The sequence below is a fragment of the Streptomyces sp. NBC_00885 genome (assembly GCF_045207475.1).
In the GTDB taxonomy this organism is placed as follows: Bacteria; Actinomycetota; Actinomycetes; order Streptomycetales; family Streptomycetaceae; genus Streptomyces.
The window spans coordinates 7264143-7279898 of record NZ_CP108796.1; the positions used below are offsets into that span (position 1 = coordinate 7264143).

Genomic DNA, 15756 nt, shown 5'->3' on the forward strand with positions numbered 1-15756 from the left:
GAGTCGGGTGGCCGGTCCTGCTCACCGCTACTCTGCTGCGGTCGCGCTTACGCACACCTGACCTAGAAAGTGATCCACCGCTACCGAGCTCGAGGAGTGCTTGCAGGACACGCGGATGCGACCGGAATCTGCCGTGAATTGAGCGGGGGTGAGAAGTGGCGGGCGCGGGTTATGTGCTGTTGCAGGTAGTCAGCCAGTCGGAGCGTGAGGTTGGAAAAGCCTTCACAGACCATGAGGTTGTGGCCGGTTCCGGTCCGCGCAGCACCGGCCCGCTATCCGCGGAAGCGTCGCAGGAGGCCGGTCCGGCCCTCGGGCCTGGCCCGTCCTTCGTGCCGTACCGAGACCCGGTCGGTGGGGAGGGTATCCAGGCCGTGGACCTTGCCGGCATCCACCAGCGTGACGTTGACCTGTCCGCGCAGCACGTTCCGCAGCAGGGAAAGGTCGACGGCCGCCTGGTAGCTCTGGCAGGTCAGTCGAAGGGACAGGGAGGTGAGCGAGGGGAACGCTTCGGCGAAGTCCGGGACCTGTGAGCCCGTCAGGACGCCGTCCATGTCGAGTGAGGTGACGTGGGAGAGCGGCACCTCGGGGAGCGGGATGCCCTGCGGGGAGGACAGAGTCAGGGACCTCAAGTTAGAGGCCCGGGCAAGGAAGGTGAGGTCCGCCCCGTCCGGCAGCCGACGCAGGGCGAGTTCCTCGGCCGGGCTCTCGCCGAGCGCGGCCAGGTCTGTGATGACGTCGCAGGACTCGACGGCGAGCCGACGTAGCCTGGTCAGCGGCGCCAGTGAGGGCAGAGTGAACGACACCGCGCTGGAGGGTGCGATCGACAGGGAGTGGACCTTCAGCCGGGCCAGGGCGTCGACGAGGTCGGCCGTCAGCATCTGGCCTCTCAGGGAGAGGTGCGGGACCCGGTCGAGCACATCGAGGCAGGCGATCTGCTCCGGGCCAGACAGGTGCAGCGTCAGGTCGTCCACCGGCAGCCCGGCCAGGACCGCCTCGGCGAAGGAGCGGGCGTCGAAGTACGGCCAGGACATGGCGACTTCCTGCCGTACGTCGCGGTCGGGGACGCGCTTGAAGCGGGCCAGCTGGTCCAGTGCGGCCTCCCCGCCGATGCGGGCGATGGTCATCACCGTTGCCCGGGCCTGCTCCGGCGTCAGCTCCTCGGGGCCGGGCAGCAGGTCAAGGACGATGTCGCCGGCGGTGGCCAGCTCTTCCGCGTCCGCCGGGGTGTCGGGGGGAATCAGGGCGGATGCTCTAAGGGACACCGCGGCGCGGGCGGCCGGGTCGAGGGTCGTGGCGTGTTCGAGGGCGGCGGCAGCGAGTAGGTGGTAGCGGCGGCGAAGCCGCGGGTCGACGCTCTGGTCGCCTAGCTCGACCAACTTGCGGAGAAGGTAGGCGCGTTCACCGTCTCGGGCGTGGCCAATGGCGAGTCGGATCACATCCTCCCACTGGTCATCACGGCCGGACTCGGCCAGCAGGTCGAGGTCCTCGGCCTCGACGGCGGCCTTGGCCCCGAGGTAGTCCTGGAATGTGCGGTGGATGAAGTCCACGGTGCCTACCGAAGGCTCCCGCAGCAGTCCGCTGCGCAGCAGCAGGTAGTGGAAGACGTCTTCGGCGCGGTCGGGCGGCGCCATGTGCGGCATGGCCGGGAGCTTCTCGCGGATGATGCGTACCGCGGTGGCCTGGGCCGCCTCGGAGCGTCCGTTGCGGATCAGCCAGTACGCGATCCGCTGGAGCAGCTGGACCTGTGCCTCCTCCGTGGGTGCGAGCCCGTCCGGTACGGGAATCTCGCGCTCCTTATCACGGCGCACGAGCAGCATGGTGAGCGCGGCGGCGTACAGCTCCATGCGGCGCTCGGGGAGATGGGTGAGCCGGTCGCGGTGCAGGGCGCAGATGAGCGCGCACATCAGGGGGTTGGTGGCCAGCCGGTACAGGTCGTGCTTCTGCCTGAGGGTGGTCCGCAGGGCGTCCCGGCACTGTTCGATCGCTTGCCGTTCATCGGGTTCGTCGACCGTGGTCAGGACGGCATCATGCCACCGGCGGACGAACCGGTCGACGTCGTGGCGATTCATCGGGAGCAGATTGAACTCGGCGAAGTCGACCTCCGTCAGCCAGTGAGCGTCCACGGCGGACGGTCGGGAAGTGACGAGGAAGAAGGTTTCCGGGTATAGGTGGACGAGGTCGAGCAACCAGCGTCGGACGACCGGCCGTTCACTCTCGGAGACCTCGTCCACGCCGTCGATCAGCACCATGCCTCGGCCGCTGCCCAGCACCCGGTCGGCCCAGTGCTCGGGCTGTAATCCGTGCAGGATGTTGCCTGCCGCGCCGAGGAACTGCTCGGGGCGCGGCAGCCCCGGGTCCTGGGCGAGCGCGCGCAGCGGGAGCATGAACGGGACGCGGCCGCGCAGGGCCGCCAGCTCGTCGGGGAAGGAGTTCTGCGCGGCGGAGACGGCCAGCCACTGCAGCAGGCTGGTCTTGCCCGATCCCGCAAGGCCGCGCAGCATCGCCCGGTTGCAGCCGGAGAGGGCTTCCTCGACCCGGCGGCGGTTGGCGGACGGCGAGCCGCCGTCGCGCTGCGAGGCCAGTTCCAGGTTCAGGTAAGCGGTGTCCATCGGCCAGCGGGCCCGGCTGGGGTTGCTCAGGTCGAGGCCGAAGATGTTGAGCTTCCCGTACTTGCGTTCGATATATGCCAGATAGCGGGTCTCGAACTCCTCGTCCGCGCTGCCAGGCCGCGGAATCCGGTCCACCAAGGCGTCCACCAGGCGCAGCATCTCGTCAAGCATGCGGGTCTGAGCGACCTGGGCGTTGGCGACGAAGGTCGAGCGTTGGGTGAAGAAGTGCAGGATGTGCAGACAGCTCAGATCCAGCAGGCTGTTGTGGAGGGCGGTGGCGTCGCCGGACAGGTCACGGGTGGCGTCCGGGCGTGCGGCGGTCAGGCGGCGTGACAGCTCCGCGTGGCCAAGACGGACCGCCTGGACGTCGTCCATGTCCAGCTCGCCGAGCGCGCTGAGTGTCGCGGCCAGGGTGTCTGCAAGGGCTTCGCGTTCGTCGGACGCCACCGGGGGTTCGTGCGGGTTCGCCTCGACGGCCGCCTTCACCAGTTCCCTGGCGATCTTCCACATGTCGAGCCCGTTCAGGCTGCGTTTCTCGCCGCCCCACCTCACCAACCGTGACACCCGGACCGGTTCGTCGACGAGCCCCGCGCCGTGGCTCTCCTTGACGAAGAGTCGGGCGATGATTGGTCGCGCCACCGACGAGGCGATTCGGGCGGTCGTACCGATACTGGCCGGATCCATCAGGCCCCCCGAGCCGACACCACGAGGACAACTTCCCCACCCGTAAAGGTCCCTAGATCATAGGGGGTTGAGGCCGCCGAAGGCAGGGGAACGGGTGGGGTCGCGCGATAGTCAGCGCAGCTCCGCCCGGAACGCCACGGGGTATCGTCCCCGTGTGCAGGTGGAAGAACTTCGAGGAGTTCGCCGCGTCGGGGGACTCACCTGCCAATCAGCCAGGTTGGAAAGGGCTCACTGTCCTCGCGTTCCGACAGGCGTGCGTCTTTGCACCGTTCGCGAAGGCCTGCGAGGACTTCTACGACAGCCGCCCAGTGCCTGGGACCTTTAACCGGCATGCTGCCGGTCCGACTCAGTACACCGAGGCTAATGCGCTGACGGCGATCAGCACTGACCGTCAGTCTCGTCCGGGAACTGGAGCGGGGGCGATCTGTCGAGCCAGATTCGCAGCTGAGATAAAGACGCGATCGGGCGCTGGGTTCGGTCCAGGAGCTACGTCCTAGATCGGGGCGTCGAGAGCGAGCCGGTGTACCGCTGGAAACCGGCTCAGAACGGAGGCACGGTCACTTCTCGGCTGCGGCCTGCGCGAGGTTGATCAGTGCCTTCACGGTTTCCAGTGGCACTGCTGCCCGGTGCGCGATCTCGACAGGCTCGGCGGTCGCGAGCCCGAGGGCGGTCAGGCGGGCATTGATGTCGACCCACTCCAGCAGGCGACGATCGAACGCCTGCTTGTCCTCCGCCTCCCGCTCGTGCTTCTCCCACAGGTAGTTGGCGTAGCCGTCCCAGCTGACGATGTTGATCCGCTCGACGGGACGCAGACACAGATATGGACTGTCAGCTCGAGAGCCGTCCAGGGCTCGGTCGCGCTCGTTGAGGAGCGTAGCGGCCCTCCGGGTCCTCGGGAGCGCCTCGAAGTCCCAGTGGGGCAGGGCCTGTCGTTGCTCCTTGGCCGCGGGCTCGTCGATGAAGGACCAGTACAGGCAGGCGGGCCGACGGTCGCCGCGTAGCCGGCGCGCTCCCCAGTATTGATGGACCCGCCAGACGACGCCGCGTAGTTGCCTGTGCGGGGGCGCGGCCCAGCCGACTGTCGAGGAGGCCGGCACGGGCCCTTCGTGATGGTCGAATTCCGCAGCGTACAGCGTTGCGCCTTCCCCGGCCGATGCGGCGCGTCAGGGGTGGAGCATAGAACGCCCAGACCCTGTCTTTTGTCGCACGAGGAGCCACGGATCCTCATGACCAGCCCAGCATCCCGATCCCGAGCGGTTGCTCAAGATTGTGAGACAAAACAGGGACGATCACTACACGAGACAACCACGGACCAGCAGGTCAGGGCTTCGACGGTGGCCATGAAAGATGAGAACCTACAACGGCGAGGCCGGGCTGCTCCCTCCGTGAAGAAGGGAGCAGCCCGGCCCCGTCACGACGCTGCGCTGGATGATCGCGGTCGGTCAGCCTCCGAACGTGCCGGTGGTGACCGCCTTCCAGGTAGCGCCCGCGACCTCGTAGACGGTGAGCTGCTTGTTGGTGGCGTCGCCGTATTCGTCGAAGGAGACCTTGCCCATGACTCCGTCGAAGGAGACCCTCTGCAGGGCCTCGGTGACGCTGGCGCGGGCGTCGGAGGGCAGCTTGCCGTCCTTGGCCACGGCCTTGACCGCCTGGATGATGGCCCAGGCCGAGTCGTAGGAGAAGCCGCCGTAGGCTCCGTACGCCTCTTTGTACCCGGCGGCCTTGTAGTCCTCGATGAACTTCTTGGCGGAGGGCAGGTCCTCGACAGGTGCGCCGACGGAGGTGGCCATGTCGCCTTCGCCGCGGTCGCCGGTGAGCTTGACGTACTCGTCGCTGTAGATCGCGTCGCCACCGATGAGCGGGATCGCGGCACCCGACTTCTTGACCTGCGCGCTGAGCGGGCCGGCCACGGGGTACTCACCGCCGTAGTAGACGACGTCCGCGCCCGAGTTCTTGATCTTGGTGGCCACGGAGCCGAAGTCCTTGGCCTCCGGGTTGACGTGCTCGGTGCCGACGACCTCGCCGCCGAGCTTCTTGAAGTGGGCGGAGAAGGTCGCTGCCAGGCCGGCACCGTAGGTCTTCTTGTCGTCGACGACGTAGACCTTCTTCTTCTTGGCCGTGTTGTACAGGTACTCGGCGGCGAACGGGCCCTGGATGGCGTCCGTGGTCGCGGTCCGGAAGTACGACTTGAACGGCCGGATCTTCTTCCCGGTGTCCCACTTGTCGCCCTGGGTGAGGGCGGGGTTGGTGTTGACCGAGACCTCCACCACCTGGGCTGCGTCGAAGACCTTCTGCATGGACTGGGCCACGGAGGAGTTCAGCGGGCCGACGACGCCGAGGACGCTCTTGTCGGCGACGAGCTTGGTTGCGTTCTGCTGGCCGGAGGAGGGCTGTGCCTGGTCGTCGAGAGCCACGATCTTGAAGGTGACGCCCGGCACCTCCTTGTTCTTGTTGGCCTGCTTGACGGCGAGGTCGACCGAGTTCTTCATGCCGAGGCCGAGAGCGGAGAGCTCCCCGGTCAACGGCGCGTCGAAACCGATGGTGACGACGGTGGAACCGTCGCCGGCGGCGTCGTTGGCCTTGCCTGTGTCACGGGAGCCGCACGCTGTGAGCGAGAGTGCTCCGGCGGCGAGCGCGGCGGTGACAGCTATGAGAGATCGGTTGCGCACGTTCGGTCCTTCCCCTTCGAGGCGCTTGACCGCGCTGTCGGGCCGAAGCTCGGTCCACTGGCACGGCGGCTGGCGTGACTCTAGATGGCGCCCACCGAAGTGAGCAGAGGGGACGAACCGATGTGATTCTCTTGTGATGGCGCTCGGGCGAAGGACTTGCCCTCAGGGGGCCGGTTCCGCGGTCACGGTGCGGCGGTGGAGCGGGTGTGGACCGTCTGTGGCGGATGGCGGGCCGCTCATTCCCGGGACGGCCGGACGACGAGGGTGCCGTCCGGCCCGGACTCGACGCGGGAGCCGAAGCGGTGGCTGATCCGGTCGAGGACGCCGTGCAGCCACCGTGCGTCCTCGGGCGAGGCGTGCCGCAGACGCATCCGCCGGGCCTGCATCGGTGTGATGCGTACGTCGTGGAGCCTGCCGGTCCCGGGGTCCAGCGAGACGAAGTACAGGAGCCGCAGGTCGTCCCGGTACTGCTCGTGGCCGCCGATGCCCTCGTAGTCGTCGATCAGGTCGCCGCAGCCGTAGACGATGAGCTTCCCGCCGTACACCTCCAGCGGCCTGGGGTGGTGCGAGGAGTGCCCGTGCACGACATCCACTCCGCCGTCGACGAGTGCGTGGGCGAAGCGGATCTGGTCGCGCGGGACGTCGTAGCCCCAGTTGGAACCCCAGTGGATCGAGGCGACCGTGATGTCGCCCGGTTGTCTGGCCTGCCGTACCCGTGCGGCCACGTCGGCCGCGGTGGTGAGCGAGGGGGCCGCGAAGTCGATCCCGCTCCGGTCGTCGGTGGCGGCCCAGCTCCGCGGAATGCCGCTCGATGCCATCCCGAAGGAGAAGACCAGGACACGCCGGCCGTGTCCCGCCGGGACGATCGCGGGGCGCCGGGCCTCGCCGGAGCTGCGTCCCGCGCCCGCCGTACGCAGCCCGGCGGCGTTCAGCGCGTCAAGTGTCTCCTCCAGCCCGCGGCGGCCGTAGTCCAGGACGTGGTTGTTGGCCAGTACGCACACGTCAGGACGGGCGGCGGCCAGGCAGGGCAGGTTGGCCGGGTGCATCCGGTAGTGGACTTCCTTGCCGGGTGCGATCTCGTCGTGCTGCGTCACGCTGGTTTCCAGATTGATGATCCGCGCGTCGGGCGCGGCCTCGTCCAGCACCGGCAGGGCGTCGCCCCAGGGCCAGGTGAAGTCTGCGGGCCGTGGAATCGGGCCGTTCGCCGCCTCCGCGAGCTCGACGTAGGCGCGGGCGTCCCGGAGCCAGATCTCCGGCAGCGTCGGGTCACCGGGGTGCGGAAGGATCTGGTCGACACCGCGGCCGAGCATCACGTCGCCGCTGAGAAACAGCGTGGCCGGTTCGCCGCGCACACCCTCAGGCTAGGACCCTTCGGGCTCGTTCGGCGAGGACCCGCCGCCCGACACCCCGCTGCCCGCCACCGCGGGCTCCGGTGTCCGTGGCTCGTCCTCGTGGGCCATTCGGCTCGGCCACCACATCTTCGGCCCCACGTCCAAGAACAGGGCCGTGACCAGCACGGACCGTACGACGAAGGTGTCGAGCAGCACGCCGAGCGCCACCGCGAAGCCGATCTCCGCGAAGGCGACCATCGGGAGCGTGCCCAGCGCCGCGAAGGTGCCCGCCAGGACCAGGCCCGCCGAGGTGATGACCGCGCCGGTCGCCGCCAGGCCGGTCAGCACGCCACGTCTGGTGCCCTGCCGACCCGCCTCTTCGCGGATACGGGTGGTCAGGAAGATGTTGTAGTCGATGCCCAGGGCCACCAGGAAGACGAAGACGAACAGCGGGAAGTCCGTCGACTCACCGGCGTAGTCGAAGATGTAGCGGAACGCGAGCGCGCTCAGGCCCAGCGCCGCCGCGAAGGACAGGACCACCGTCCCGATCAGCAGCAGCGGGGCGATCAGGGCGCGCAGCAGCAGTGTGAGCACCATCAGCACCACGACCAGGACCAGCGGAATGATCACATAGTTGTCCCGTGTGGTGGCGGTCTCCGCGTCCAGCACGGCTGCCGTGCCGCCGCCCACCTGCGCGTCGGCGTCCGGCACCGCGTGCACGGCGTCGCGTACCCGCTCGACCGTGTCCCTGGCGGCCTGGCTGTCGGCGGGATCCGACATGGTCGCCTCGAACAGCACACGGCCGTCGTTGACCGGTTTGGTGCCGGGCGGGATGGTGATCGACCGGGGAACCACGCCAGGGGTCGTGGCGACGGTCTCGCCGACCGTCCGTGACTGTGGCGCATTGGTGATGATCACCAGGGGGTCACCGCTGCCCGCGGGGAAGTACTGGGCCTGGACGGTCTGCCCGACAACCGAATCGGGTTCGCCGGTGAAGGCGTCGGCATTGCTGATGCCCTCGGCTCGCAGCTGGGTCAGCCCCAGGGCGAAGGCCGAGAGAATGACGGCGGTGACGGCCCAGGTCGCGCGCGGCCGGCCGGCGATACGCCGTCCCGTACGGGACCAGAAGCCCCGCTCGGTGGGTTCGGCCGAGCCGAGGTGCGGGATCGCGGGCCAGAACATCCAGCGGCCGAAGATCACCAGCAGGGCGGGGAAGAGCGTCACCATGGCCACCAGGGCGACCGCGACACCGATCGCGGCCACCGGGCCGAGACCGCTGGTGGAGTTCATTTCGGCGAACAGCAGGACCAGCATGCCGAGCACCACGGTCGCGCCGCTGGCCAGCACCGCGGGCCCGGCGCGGTGCATCGCCAGGGCCATCGCCTCGTGCCGGTCCTCGTGGCGGCGCAGCTCCTCCCGGTAGCGGGCGACCAGCAGCAGGGCATAGTCCGTCCCCGCGCCGAAGACGAGGACGGTCAAAATGCCCGCGCTCTGCCCGTTGACGGTCAGATCGGCATGCGTGGCCAGGAGATAGATCAGCGCCTGGGCGGTGGAGAGCGCGACGATCACCGAGATCAGCGGGATCAGCAGCAGCGTCGGACTGCGGAAGGTGATCAGCAGCATCACGATCACGACAGTCATGGCCGCGAAGAGCAGGGTCGAGTCGATGCCCTCGAAGGCTTCGGAGAAGTCGGCGGCCGTGCCGCCGGGGCCGGTGACGTGCACCTGCAGTCCGGTGCTGCTCTTGCCCGTGATGTCGCGGATGGAGTCGACGGCGGGCGCGATCCGGTCCCAGCCCTTCTCGTCCATCGTGATCGGTACGAAGACCTGGGCGGCCCGCGGGTCGACCGGCCGGTCCAGAACGGGACCGCGGGTCTCGTTGCCGCGCACTCCGTGGTCCCGAAGCTGCTTGATCTCCGCGACGTCCTCGTTGATCTGCTGCCGGTCGGCCGGGGTCAGCCCACTGTCGCGCGCGTATATGACCACCGCCGGGATGACCTCGGGCCTGAACCCCTTGGACTCCTCGAGCACCTGGGTCGATTCGGCACTGCCCGGCAGCCAGGACGCGGCGTCGTTGTCCTGGGCGTCGCCGAGCTTCGATGCCAGCGGGAAGGCGAGCACCATCACCGCCAGCCACAGCACCAGGACAACCCATTTGCTGCGCCGCCCGCAGACGAAATGGGCGACACCCTTCTTGGGCCGCTCCTGTCCCTTGATTGCGTCCGGCATGACGCCCCCAATTACCCCTCGCGGCGGGCCGCATGGCCCTCGCTGGTGGGCCGAAACGCCAGGATTGCACGGAGTGTGCTGATCCCGGGAGCCCCTCGTCCGTACCGGGAGTCGTACCGCGGAAGGGAAGCGTCCCGGAACGTGGCAGGCTTGGCCCATGGCCGTACAGATCAGCCCCAGTATCCTCTCCGCCGACTTCTCGCGCCTGGCGGAGGAGGCGAAGGCAGTCGAAGGCGCCGACTGGCTGCATGTCGATGTCATGGACAACCACTTCGTGCCCAATCTGACCCTGGGCGTGCCGGTCGTGGAATCTCTCAGCCGGGCGACGGACACTCCCCTGGACTGCCATCTGATGATCGATGCCCCCGATCGGTGGGCTCCGCAGTACGTCGAAGCGGGGGCCGGATCCGTCACCTTCCATGTCGAGGCGGCGGCCGCGCCGGTACGCCTCGCGCGGGAGATCCGGGCCAAGGGCGCCCGCGCCTCGATGGCCCTCAAGCCCGCGACGCCCATCGAGCCGTACGAGGACCTGCTCCCCGAGCTCGACATGCTGCTGATCATGACGGTGGAGCCCGGCTTCGGTGGTCAGGCCTTTCTCGACATCATGCTGCCGAAGATCCGCCGCACCCGTGAGCTGATCTCCAAGCACGGCCTCGAGCTGTGGCTCCAGGTCGACGGCGGAGTGTCGGACGCGACGATCGAACGGTGTGCCGAAGCCGGCGCGGATGTGTTCGTCGCCGGTTCGGCGGTCTACGGGGCCAAGGACCCGGCGCAGGCGGTGCGCTCGCTGCGCGCCAAGGCCGAGGAGACCATCTCCTCGGCGGCGTGGGCTTGCAACCACTGAGCCACAAGCAAGTGAACTCAACCCAACAGGGCTGATCAAGAACCGCCGGATCTGACAGGATGACGGATCCGGAGTGTGTACAGCAGTGAGGAGATCGCGGTGTCGACGGGCCGGTCAGCCATGCGGATGGGACCCGCTGAGCTGGTGCAGGCGGCGGCCATGGCCCGCCGCTTCTATCTCGAGGGCAAATCCAAGATCCAGATCGCTGAGGAGTTCGGCGTCAGCCGCTTCAAGGTCGCCCGGGTCCTGGAAACCGCACTCGAACGTGATCTCGTAAGGATCGAGATCCGCGTACCCGCAGAGCTGGACGCGGAGCGCTCGGACGCGCTCCGCGCCCGCTACGGACTGCGGCACGCGGTCGTCGTCGAATCCCCGGCGGAGGGCGAGGACGAGTCGCCCGACCCGGAGAACCTCGGCGAAGTGGCCGCCGACCTCCTCGGCGAGCTGGTCAACGAGGGCGATGTGCTCGGGCTGGCCTGGGGCCGGTCCACCATCCACATGGCCGCCGCGCTCGACCGGCTGCCACCGTGCACCGTCGTGCAGCTCACGGGCGTGTACGACGCCGGGACCGCCGAGCGCGGCTCGGTCGAGGCCGTCCGTCGCGCCGCGCAGGTCTCCGGCGGCGAGGCCCACCCCATCTACGCCCCGATGCTGCTGCCGGACCCGGCCACCGCCGCGGCACTGCGCAACCAGACCGGCATCGCCCGTGCCTTCGAGTACTTCGACAAGGTCACCGTCGCCGCCGTCTCCATCGGTTCGTGGGAGCCGGGCATCTCGACCGTGCACGACATGCTCAGCGACGAGGAGCGCGCGCACTACGCCTCGCTCGGCGTCGCTGCCGAGATGTCCGCGCACCTCTTCGACGCGGAGGGCCGCCGCGTCGGCCGTGACCTGGGCGAACGGTGCATCACGGTCGAGGCCGACCGGCTGCGCCGTATCCCCGAGGTGGTGGCGATCGCGGGCGGTCAGCGCAAGGCGGAGGCGATCGCGGCAGTCCTGCGCTCCGGGCTCGTCACCAGCCTGGTGACGGACACCGCTGCCGCGGACCATCTGCTGGCGGCGCCCCCGGGACCGCGGCCCGCGCTGGACCGGGCGGACCCGGACGACTGACACCCGCAGGGACGGGACCGTTTGGAGGATCTGCCGGGGACCATGCCCGTGAGCTGGAGTTTTTGCCCGGGCATCACATGCGCACGGCCATGGGACAATGAAGTACGTGCGATTTCCCCGGCTGAGATGCCCGGGGGCCAACTCCGATCGACTGGGATGTTCTGCACGTGCGTTTCCTCAATGACCTGAAGCCGCCGTACGACCTGACGTACGACGACGTATTCATGGTGCCGAGCCGCTCGGCCGTCGGCTCCCGCCAGGGTGTGGACCTGTCCTCCCCCGACGGCTCCGGCACCACCATCCCGCTGGTCGTCGCGAACATGACCGCCATCGCGGGCCGCCGGATGGCCGAGACGCTCGCCCGCCGCGGCGGCCTCGTCGTCATTCCCCAGGACATTCCGATCGACGTCGTCACCGAGGTCATCACCTGGGTCAAGACGCGCCATCTCGTCCTTGACACCCCGATCGTGCTCGCCCCCGGCCAGACCGTCGCCGACGCGCTGTCCCTGCTGCCGAAGCGTGCCCACGACGCGGGCGTCGTCGTGGACGCCGACCACCGGCCCGTCGGTGTCGTCACCGACGCCGACCTGTCGGGCGTCGACCGCTTCACGCAGCTGTCCGAGGTCATGTCCCGGGACCTGCTGCTGCTCGACGCGGACATCGACTCGCGCGACGCCTTCAACAAGCTCGACCACGCCAACCGCCGCTACGCCCCCGCCGTGGACAAGGACGGCCGGCTCGCCGGCATCCTCACCCGCAAGGGCGCCCTGCGCGCGACCCTCTACACCCCGGCCGTCGATGCCAACGGCAAGCTGCGCATTGCCGCCGCCGTCGGCATCAACGGCGATGTCGCCGGCAAGGCCAAGCAGCTCCTCGACGCCGGTGCGGACACCATCGTGGTGGACACCGCGCACGGCCACCAGGAGTCGATGATCAGCGCGATCAAGGCGGTCCGCGGGCTCGACCCGCAGGTGCCGATCGTCGCGGGCAACATCGTCGCCGCCGAGGGCGTACGCGATCTGATCGAGGCCGGCGCGGACATCATCAAGGTCGGTGTGGGCCCCGGCGCCATGTGCACCACCCGCATGATGACGGGCGTCGGCCGCCCGCAGTTCTCGGCCGTGCTCGAGTGCGCCGCCGAGGCGAAGAAGTACGGAAAGCACGTCTGGGCCGACGGTGGTGTGCGCCACCCGCGCGATGTCGCCATGGCGCTCGCCGCCGGTGCCTCCAACGTCATGATCGGCTCGTGGTTCGCCGGGACCTACGAGTCCCCGGGCGACCTCCAGCAGGCCGCCGACGGGCGCCTGTACAAGGAGTCCTTCGGCATGGCGTCCGCGCGCGCCGTGCGCAACCGTACGAGCGAGGAGTCGGCGTACGACCGCGCCCGCAAGGCGCTGTTCGAGGAGGGCATCTCCACCTCGCGCATGTTCCTGGACCCGACCCGTCCGGGCGTCGAGGACCTGATCGACTCGATCATCGCGGGCGTCCGCTCCTCGTGCACCTACGCCGGTGCGGGCTCGCTGGAGGAGTTCGCCGAGAAGGCGATCGTCGGCATCCAGAGCGCCGCCGGTTACGCCGAGGGCAAGGCGCTGCACGCCAGCTGGAACTAGGCCCTGTCCGGTCGATCAGGCCGGACAGCACCCGGGAGAGACCACACCACGTCCGGCCCTCGCGTAGCTCGCGGCGGCCGGACGCGGCAATTCCTCAACTCCCGATCGCGTAGGCATGCGTGGCGCATGCCTGGGTATACGCGCCCTGCACTGACCACGAGCAGGGGAGGACGAAGTGTCCACGGCGAGCACGGTCACGACCGAACTCACACAGCCTGGCACACAGCGCCCGAACATGGCGGAGCTGGATCTTCCGTCTGTGCCGAATCCTGGAGAGGTAGCCCCCAGAGACGCGCGCGAGATCTCGAAGCTCTTCTTCGTACGGCTGGCCTCGCTGGACGAGGGGACGCATGAGCACCAGTACGTACGGAACACGCTCATCGAGCTGAACCTGGCGCTGGTCAGGTATGCGGCGGGCCGGTTCCGCAACCGGGCCGAGCAGATGGACGACATCGTCCAGGTGGGCACCATCGGCCTGATCAAGGCGATCGACCGGTTCGAGCTGAGCCGCGAGGTGGAGTTCGCGACGTTCGCCGTTCCGTACATCGTCGGAGAGATCAAGCGGTTCTTCCGCGACACCAGCTGGGCCGTCCATGTGCCGCGCAGGCTGCAGGAGTTGCGGATCGATCTGGCGAAGGCGACCGACGAGCTCTCCCAGGAGCTGGACCGGGCGCCGACCACGGCCGAGCTCGCCGGGCACCTCGGGCTCGGCGAGGAGGAGATCATCGAGGGCGTGGTCGCCAGCAACGGCTACACCGCGGGCTCGATCGACATGCCCATGGACGACGCCTCCGACCACGCACCTGTGCCGCTTTCCGACCGGCTGGGCGCGCCGGACGCCGATCTGGAGATCGCGGAGAACGTCCAGGCGCTCAAGCCCCTCATCGAGGAGCTCGACGACCGGGACAAGAGGATCCTGCGCATGCGCTTCGGCGAGGAGATGACCCAGTCGGAGATCGGCGTGGAGCTCGGCGTCTCGCAGATGCATGTGTCGCGGCTGCTGACGCGGATCACCAAGCGGCTGCGTGAGGGCCTGCTCGTCGTGGAGTGATCCACCCGTCGCCCCCGAGGACCCCCCACGGGAGAAAGCGGCGTCCCGGCCGTCCGGGACGCCGCTTTCCCGTGGGTACAGTCAGCGCGCCTGTCGCAGCCAGGTCGCCTGCACCCGCTTTCCGTACGGCAGGGGGCAGACCTCCACCTGCGCGGCGAGACTCAGCACCATGTGCCAGCCGAAACCGCCGCCACCGGCGAAGTCGGGCTCACGTGGCACGGGAGGCAGCGGGCTGGAGTCGTCCATCTCCACCACCAGCGTGTCCTGTCCCGCCCTCAGATGCAGCTGCCACCAGCCGGCGGTGTGCCGTACCGCATTGGCGACCAGTTCGGAAACGACCAGCAGCACCGCGTCCAGGTCGGCCCAGGGGCAGTGCTGCAGCAGAAACTCCGCGGTGGCCCCTCGGGCCCCCGCGCTGTCTCTGTGTGGCGAGTGGTCGATCACCACATGTGATTCCGCGTCCATCTCGGCTCGCCTACCCCACTTGTCGCACTTCTATCAGCCGGTTCCTCGGACAAGTTTCGTGCGCAGGACGCCGGCGACCGCGGCCGCCATCGCGGCATGGCCCTCGTCGTCGGGGTGCACGCCGTCGGCCAGCTGGGAGGCGCCGATCAGGTCCCGTCCCGGCAGAAGGAAGAGCCGCCCGTCGCCGGTGGCCTCCCCGCTGTCCAGGACGGCCCGCTCCATCGCCGTACGCAGCTCGGCGAGCGTCGCGCCCAGCCGGTTGGGGGTCCGCTCGGCCTCGGGCCGGAGCACGGGGGAGAGGACCAGCAGCGGGATCCGCGGATGCCCCTGGCGTACGACCGCGATGAAGGCGCGGGTCGTCTCGTACAGCAGCGGGGCCGAACAGGGAACGCCGGTCCAGCAGTTGGTGCCGAAGGCGAGGGTGATCACATCGGCGGGGAGGGCCGACATCTGCTCCGCGGTGGCCAGTTCGCCGCGTGCCGCACCCGCGTAGCCGAGGTTCACGGTGTCCAGGCCCAGCATCCGGCCGGCGGTGGCGGGCCAGGAGTGGGCGGGGCGGGTGGACCACCAGCCCTCGGTGATGGAGTCGCCGTGGACGAGCCAGCGCGGCTGAGGGGGCGCGGGCGCGATGGTGCCCCCGATGCCGCGCAGACCGAGGATCACAGGGGACTGGGCCTCCGGTGGATGGACCGTGAACCGGCCGCGGGCACCGGGCGGGAGGGCAACGGTGACCACCGTCTCCTCGGCGGGCTCGGCGATCGTCTCGGAAATGAGGCCGCTGTTCTGCCAGAGGGCGAAGCAGTGGGCGACGGTGCGCAGGGCGTCGGTCTGTCCCGGCACCGAGGCGCGGTAGCGGATCTGAACCGCCTGCGCGCCCTCGGCGGTGAACTCCAGCCGCACGCTGATGGGCAGCGCCGCACGCTGCCCGGTGTCCCACGGCAGCCTGCCCAGATCCGAAGGGTCCGCGCGCACCGCGCGCCCCTCCTCCAGCCAGGCCACACCACACAGAAAGGGGCGGGGATCGAGCCAGCTCACCGGGGACCTCCAGGGGTTGGGAGCGGTTACCTCCAGGAACATTGCGTTGTCCCTGTTTCGTCGCGTAGCTTGACTGCCCCTACCGGGGGGTAACCACCGCTGATCAGTTGTCCTATTGC

General features: G+C 69.1%; 11 protein-coding genes. 4 read left to right on the top strand and 7 right to left on the bottom strand.

The genetic code is table 11. The annotated features are described in order from the left end of the window. Positions 1 to 272 precede the first annotated feature (272 nt). The 5 genes from OHA61_RS33105 to OHA61_RS33125 all read right to left on the bottom strand — a co-directional run bounded on the left by OHA61_RS33105 (position 273) and on the right by OHA61_RS33125 (position 9522). On the bottom strand, positions 273 to 3293 hold the full coding sequence (locus OHA61_RS33105; protein WP_406306100.1) for an NACHT domain-containing protein: 3021 nt from the start codon (positions 3291 to 3293) through the stop codon (positions 273 to 275). Between the two features lie 557 nt (positions 3294 to 3850). Further along, positions 3851 to 4390, bottom strand: coding sequence for a hypothetical protein (locus OHA61_RS33110; RefSeq protein WP_406306101.1), 540 nt, complete (start codon positions 4388 to 4390; stop codon positions 3851 to 3853). A gap of 345 nt (positions 4391 to 4735) precedes the next feature. Then, entirely contained in the window at positions 4736 to 5962 is a 1227-nt protein-coding gene (locus OHA61_RS33115) for a branched-chain amino acid ABC transporter substrate-binding protein (RefSeq protein WP_406306103.1), read from the bottom strand. Between the two features lie 236 nt (positions 5963 to 6198). After that, complete coding sequence (locus tag OHA61_RS33120) at positions 6199 to 7314, bottom strand: CapA family protein (protein WP_406306104.1); 1116 nt, start codon at positions 7312 to 7314, stop codon at positions 6199 to 6201. Between the two features lie 9 nt (positions 7315 to 7323). Continuing rightward, entirely contained in the window at positions 7324 to 9522 is a 2199-nt protein-coding gene (locus OHA61_RS33125) for an MMPL family transporter (RefSeq protein ID WP_406306105.1), read from the bottom strand. A 157-nt stretch (positions 9523 to 9679) separates the two neighbouring features. On the opposite strand from OHA61_RS33125, the gene rpe reads away from it, so the two are divergent. The 4 genes from rpe (at position 9680) to OHA61_RS33145 (ending at position 14137) form a co-directional block, all read left to right on the top strand. Continuing rightward, on the top strand, positions 9680 to 10366 hold the full coding sequence (gene rpe, locus OHA61_RS33130) for a ribulose-phosphate 3-epimerase (protein ID WP_361911569.1): 687 nt from the start codon (positions 9680 to 9682) through the stop codon (positions 10364 to 10366). A gap of 75 nt (positions 10367 to 10441) precedes the next feature. Then, positions 10442 to 11476 carry a sugar-binding transcriptional regulator gene (locus OHA61_RS33135; protein WP_406306106.1) on the top strand — a complete coding sequence of 345 codons (1035 nt, stop codon included), beginning with the start codon at positions 10442 to 10444 and terminating at the stop codon, positions 11474 to 11476. A gap of 167 nt (positions 11477 to 11643) precedes the next feature. After that, positions 11644 to 13086, top strand: a complete 1443-nt coding sequence (locus OHA61_RS33140) for a GuaB1 family IMP dehydrogenase-related protein (RefSeq protein ID WP_406306107.1) — start codon at positions 11644 to 11646, stop codon at positions 13084 to 13086. Between the two features lie 175 nt (positions 13087 to 13261). Further along, positions 13262 to 14137 (top strand): RNA polymerase sigma factor SigF, encoded by an 876-nt coding sequence (locus tag OHA61_RS33145; RefSeq protein ID WP_406306108.1) that lies wholly within the window; start codon positions 13262 to 13264, stop codon positions 14135 to 14137. Between the two features lie 81 nt (positions 14138 to 14218). On the opposite strand, the gene OHA61_RS33150 is transcribed toward OHA61_RS33145, so the two are convergent. Continuing rightward, positions 14219 to 14602, bottom strand: coding sequence for an ATP-binding protein (locus OHA61_RS33150; RefSeq protein ID WP_406306109.1), 384 nt, complete (start codon positions 14600 to 14602; stop codon positions 14219 to 14221). Positions 14603 to 14635: 33 nt separating this feature from the next. Then, on the bottom strand, positions 14636 to 15637 hold the full coding sequence (locus OHA61_RS33155) for a GDSL-type esterase/lipase family protein (protein WP_406306110.1): 1002 nt from the start codon (positions 15635 to 15637) through the stop codon (positions 14636 to 14638). Between the last annotated feature and the right edge of the window lie 119 nt (positions 15638 to 15756).

What these genes read in the sequence shown, in the direction of transcription:
- OHA61_RS33150 (WP_406306109.1), bottom strand. Translation starts at nt 14,602, where the DNA reads ATGGACGCGGAATCACATGTGGTGATCGACCACTCGCCACACAGAGAC.
- OHA61_RS33105 (WP_406306100.1), bottom strand. Translation starts at nt 3,293, where the DNA reads ATGGATCCGGCCAGTATCGGTACGACCGCCCGAATCGCCTCGTCGGTG.
- rpe (WP_361911569.1), top strand. Translation starts at nt 9,680, where the DNA reads ATGGCCGTACAGATCAGCCCCAGTATCCTCTCCGCCGACTTCTCGCGC.
- OHA61_RS33125 (WP_406306105.1), bottom strand. Translation starts at nt 9,522, where the DNA reads ATGCCGGACGCAATCAAGGGACAGGAGCGGCCCAAGAAGGGTGTCGCC.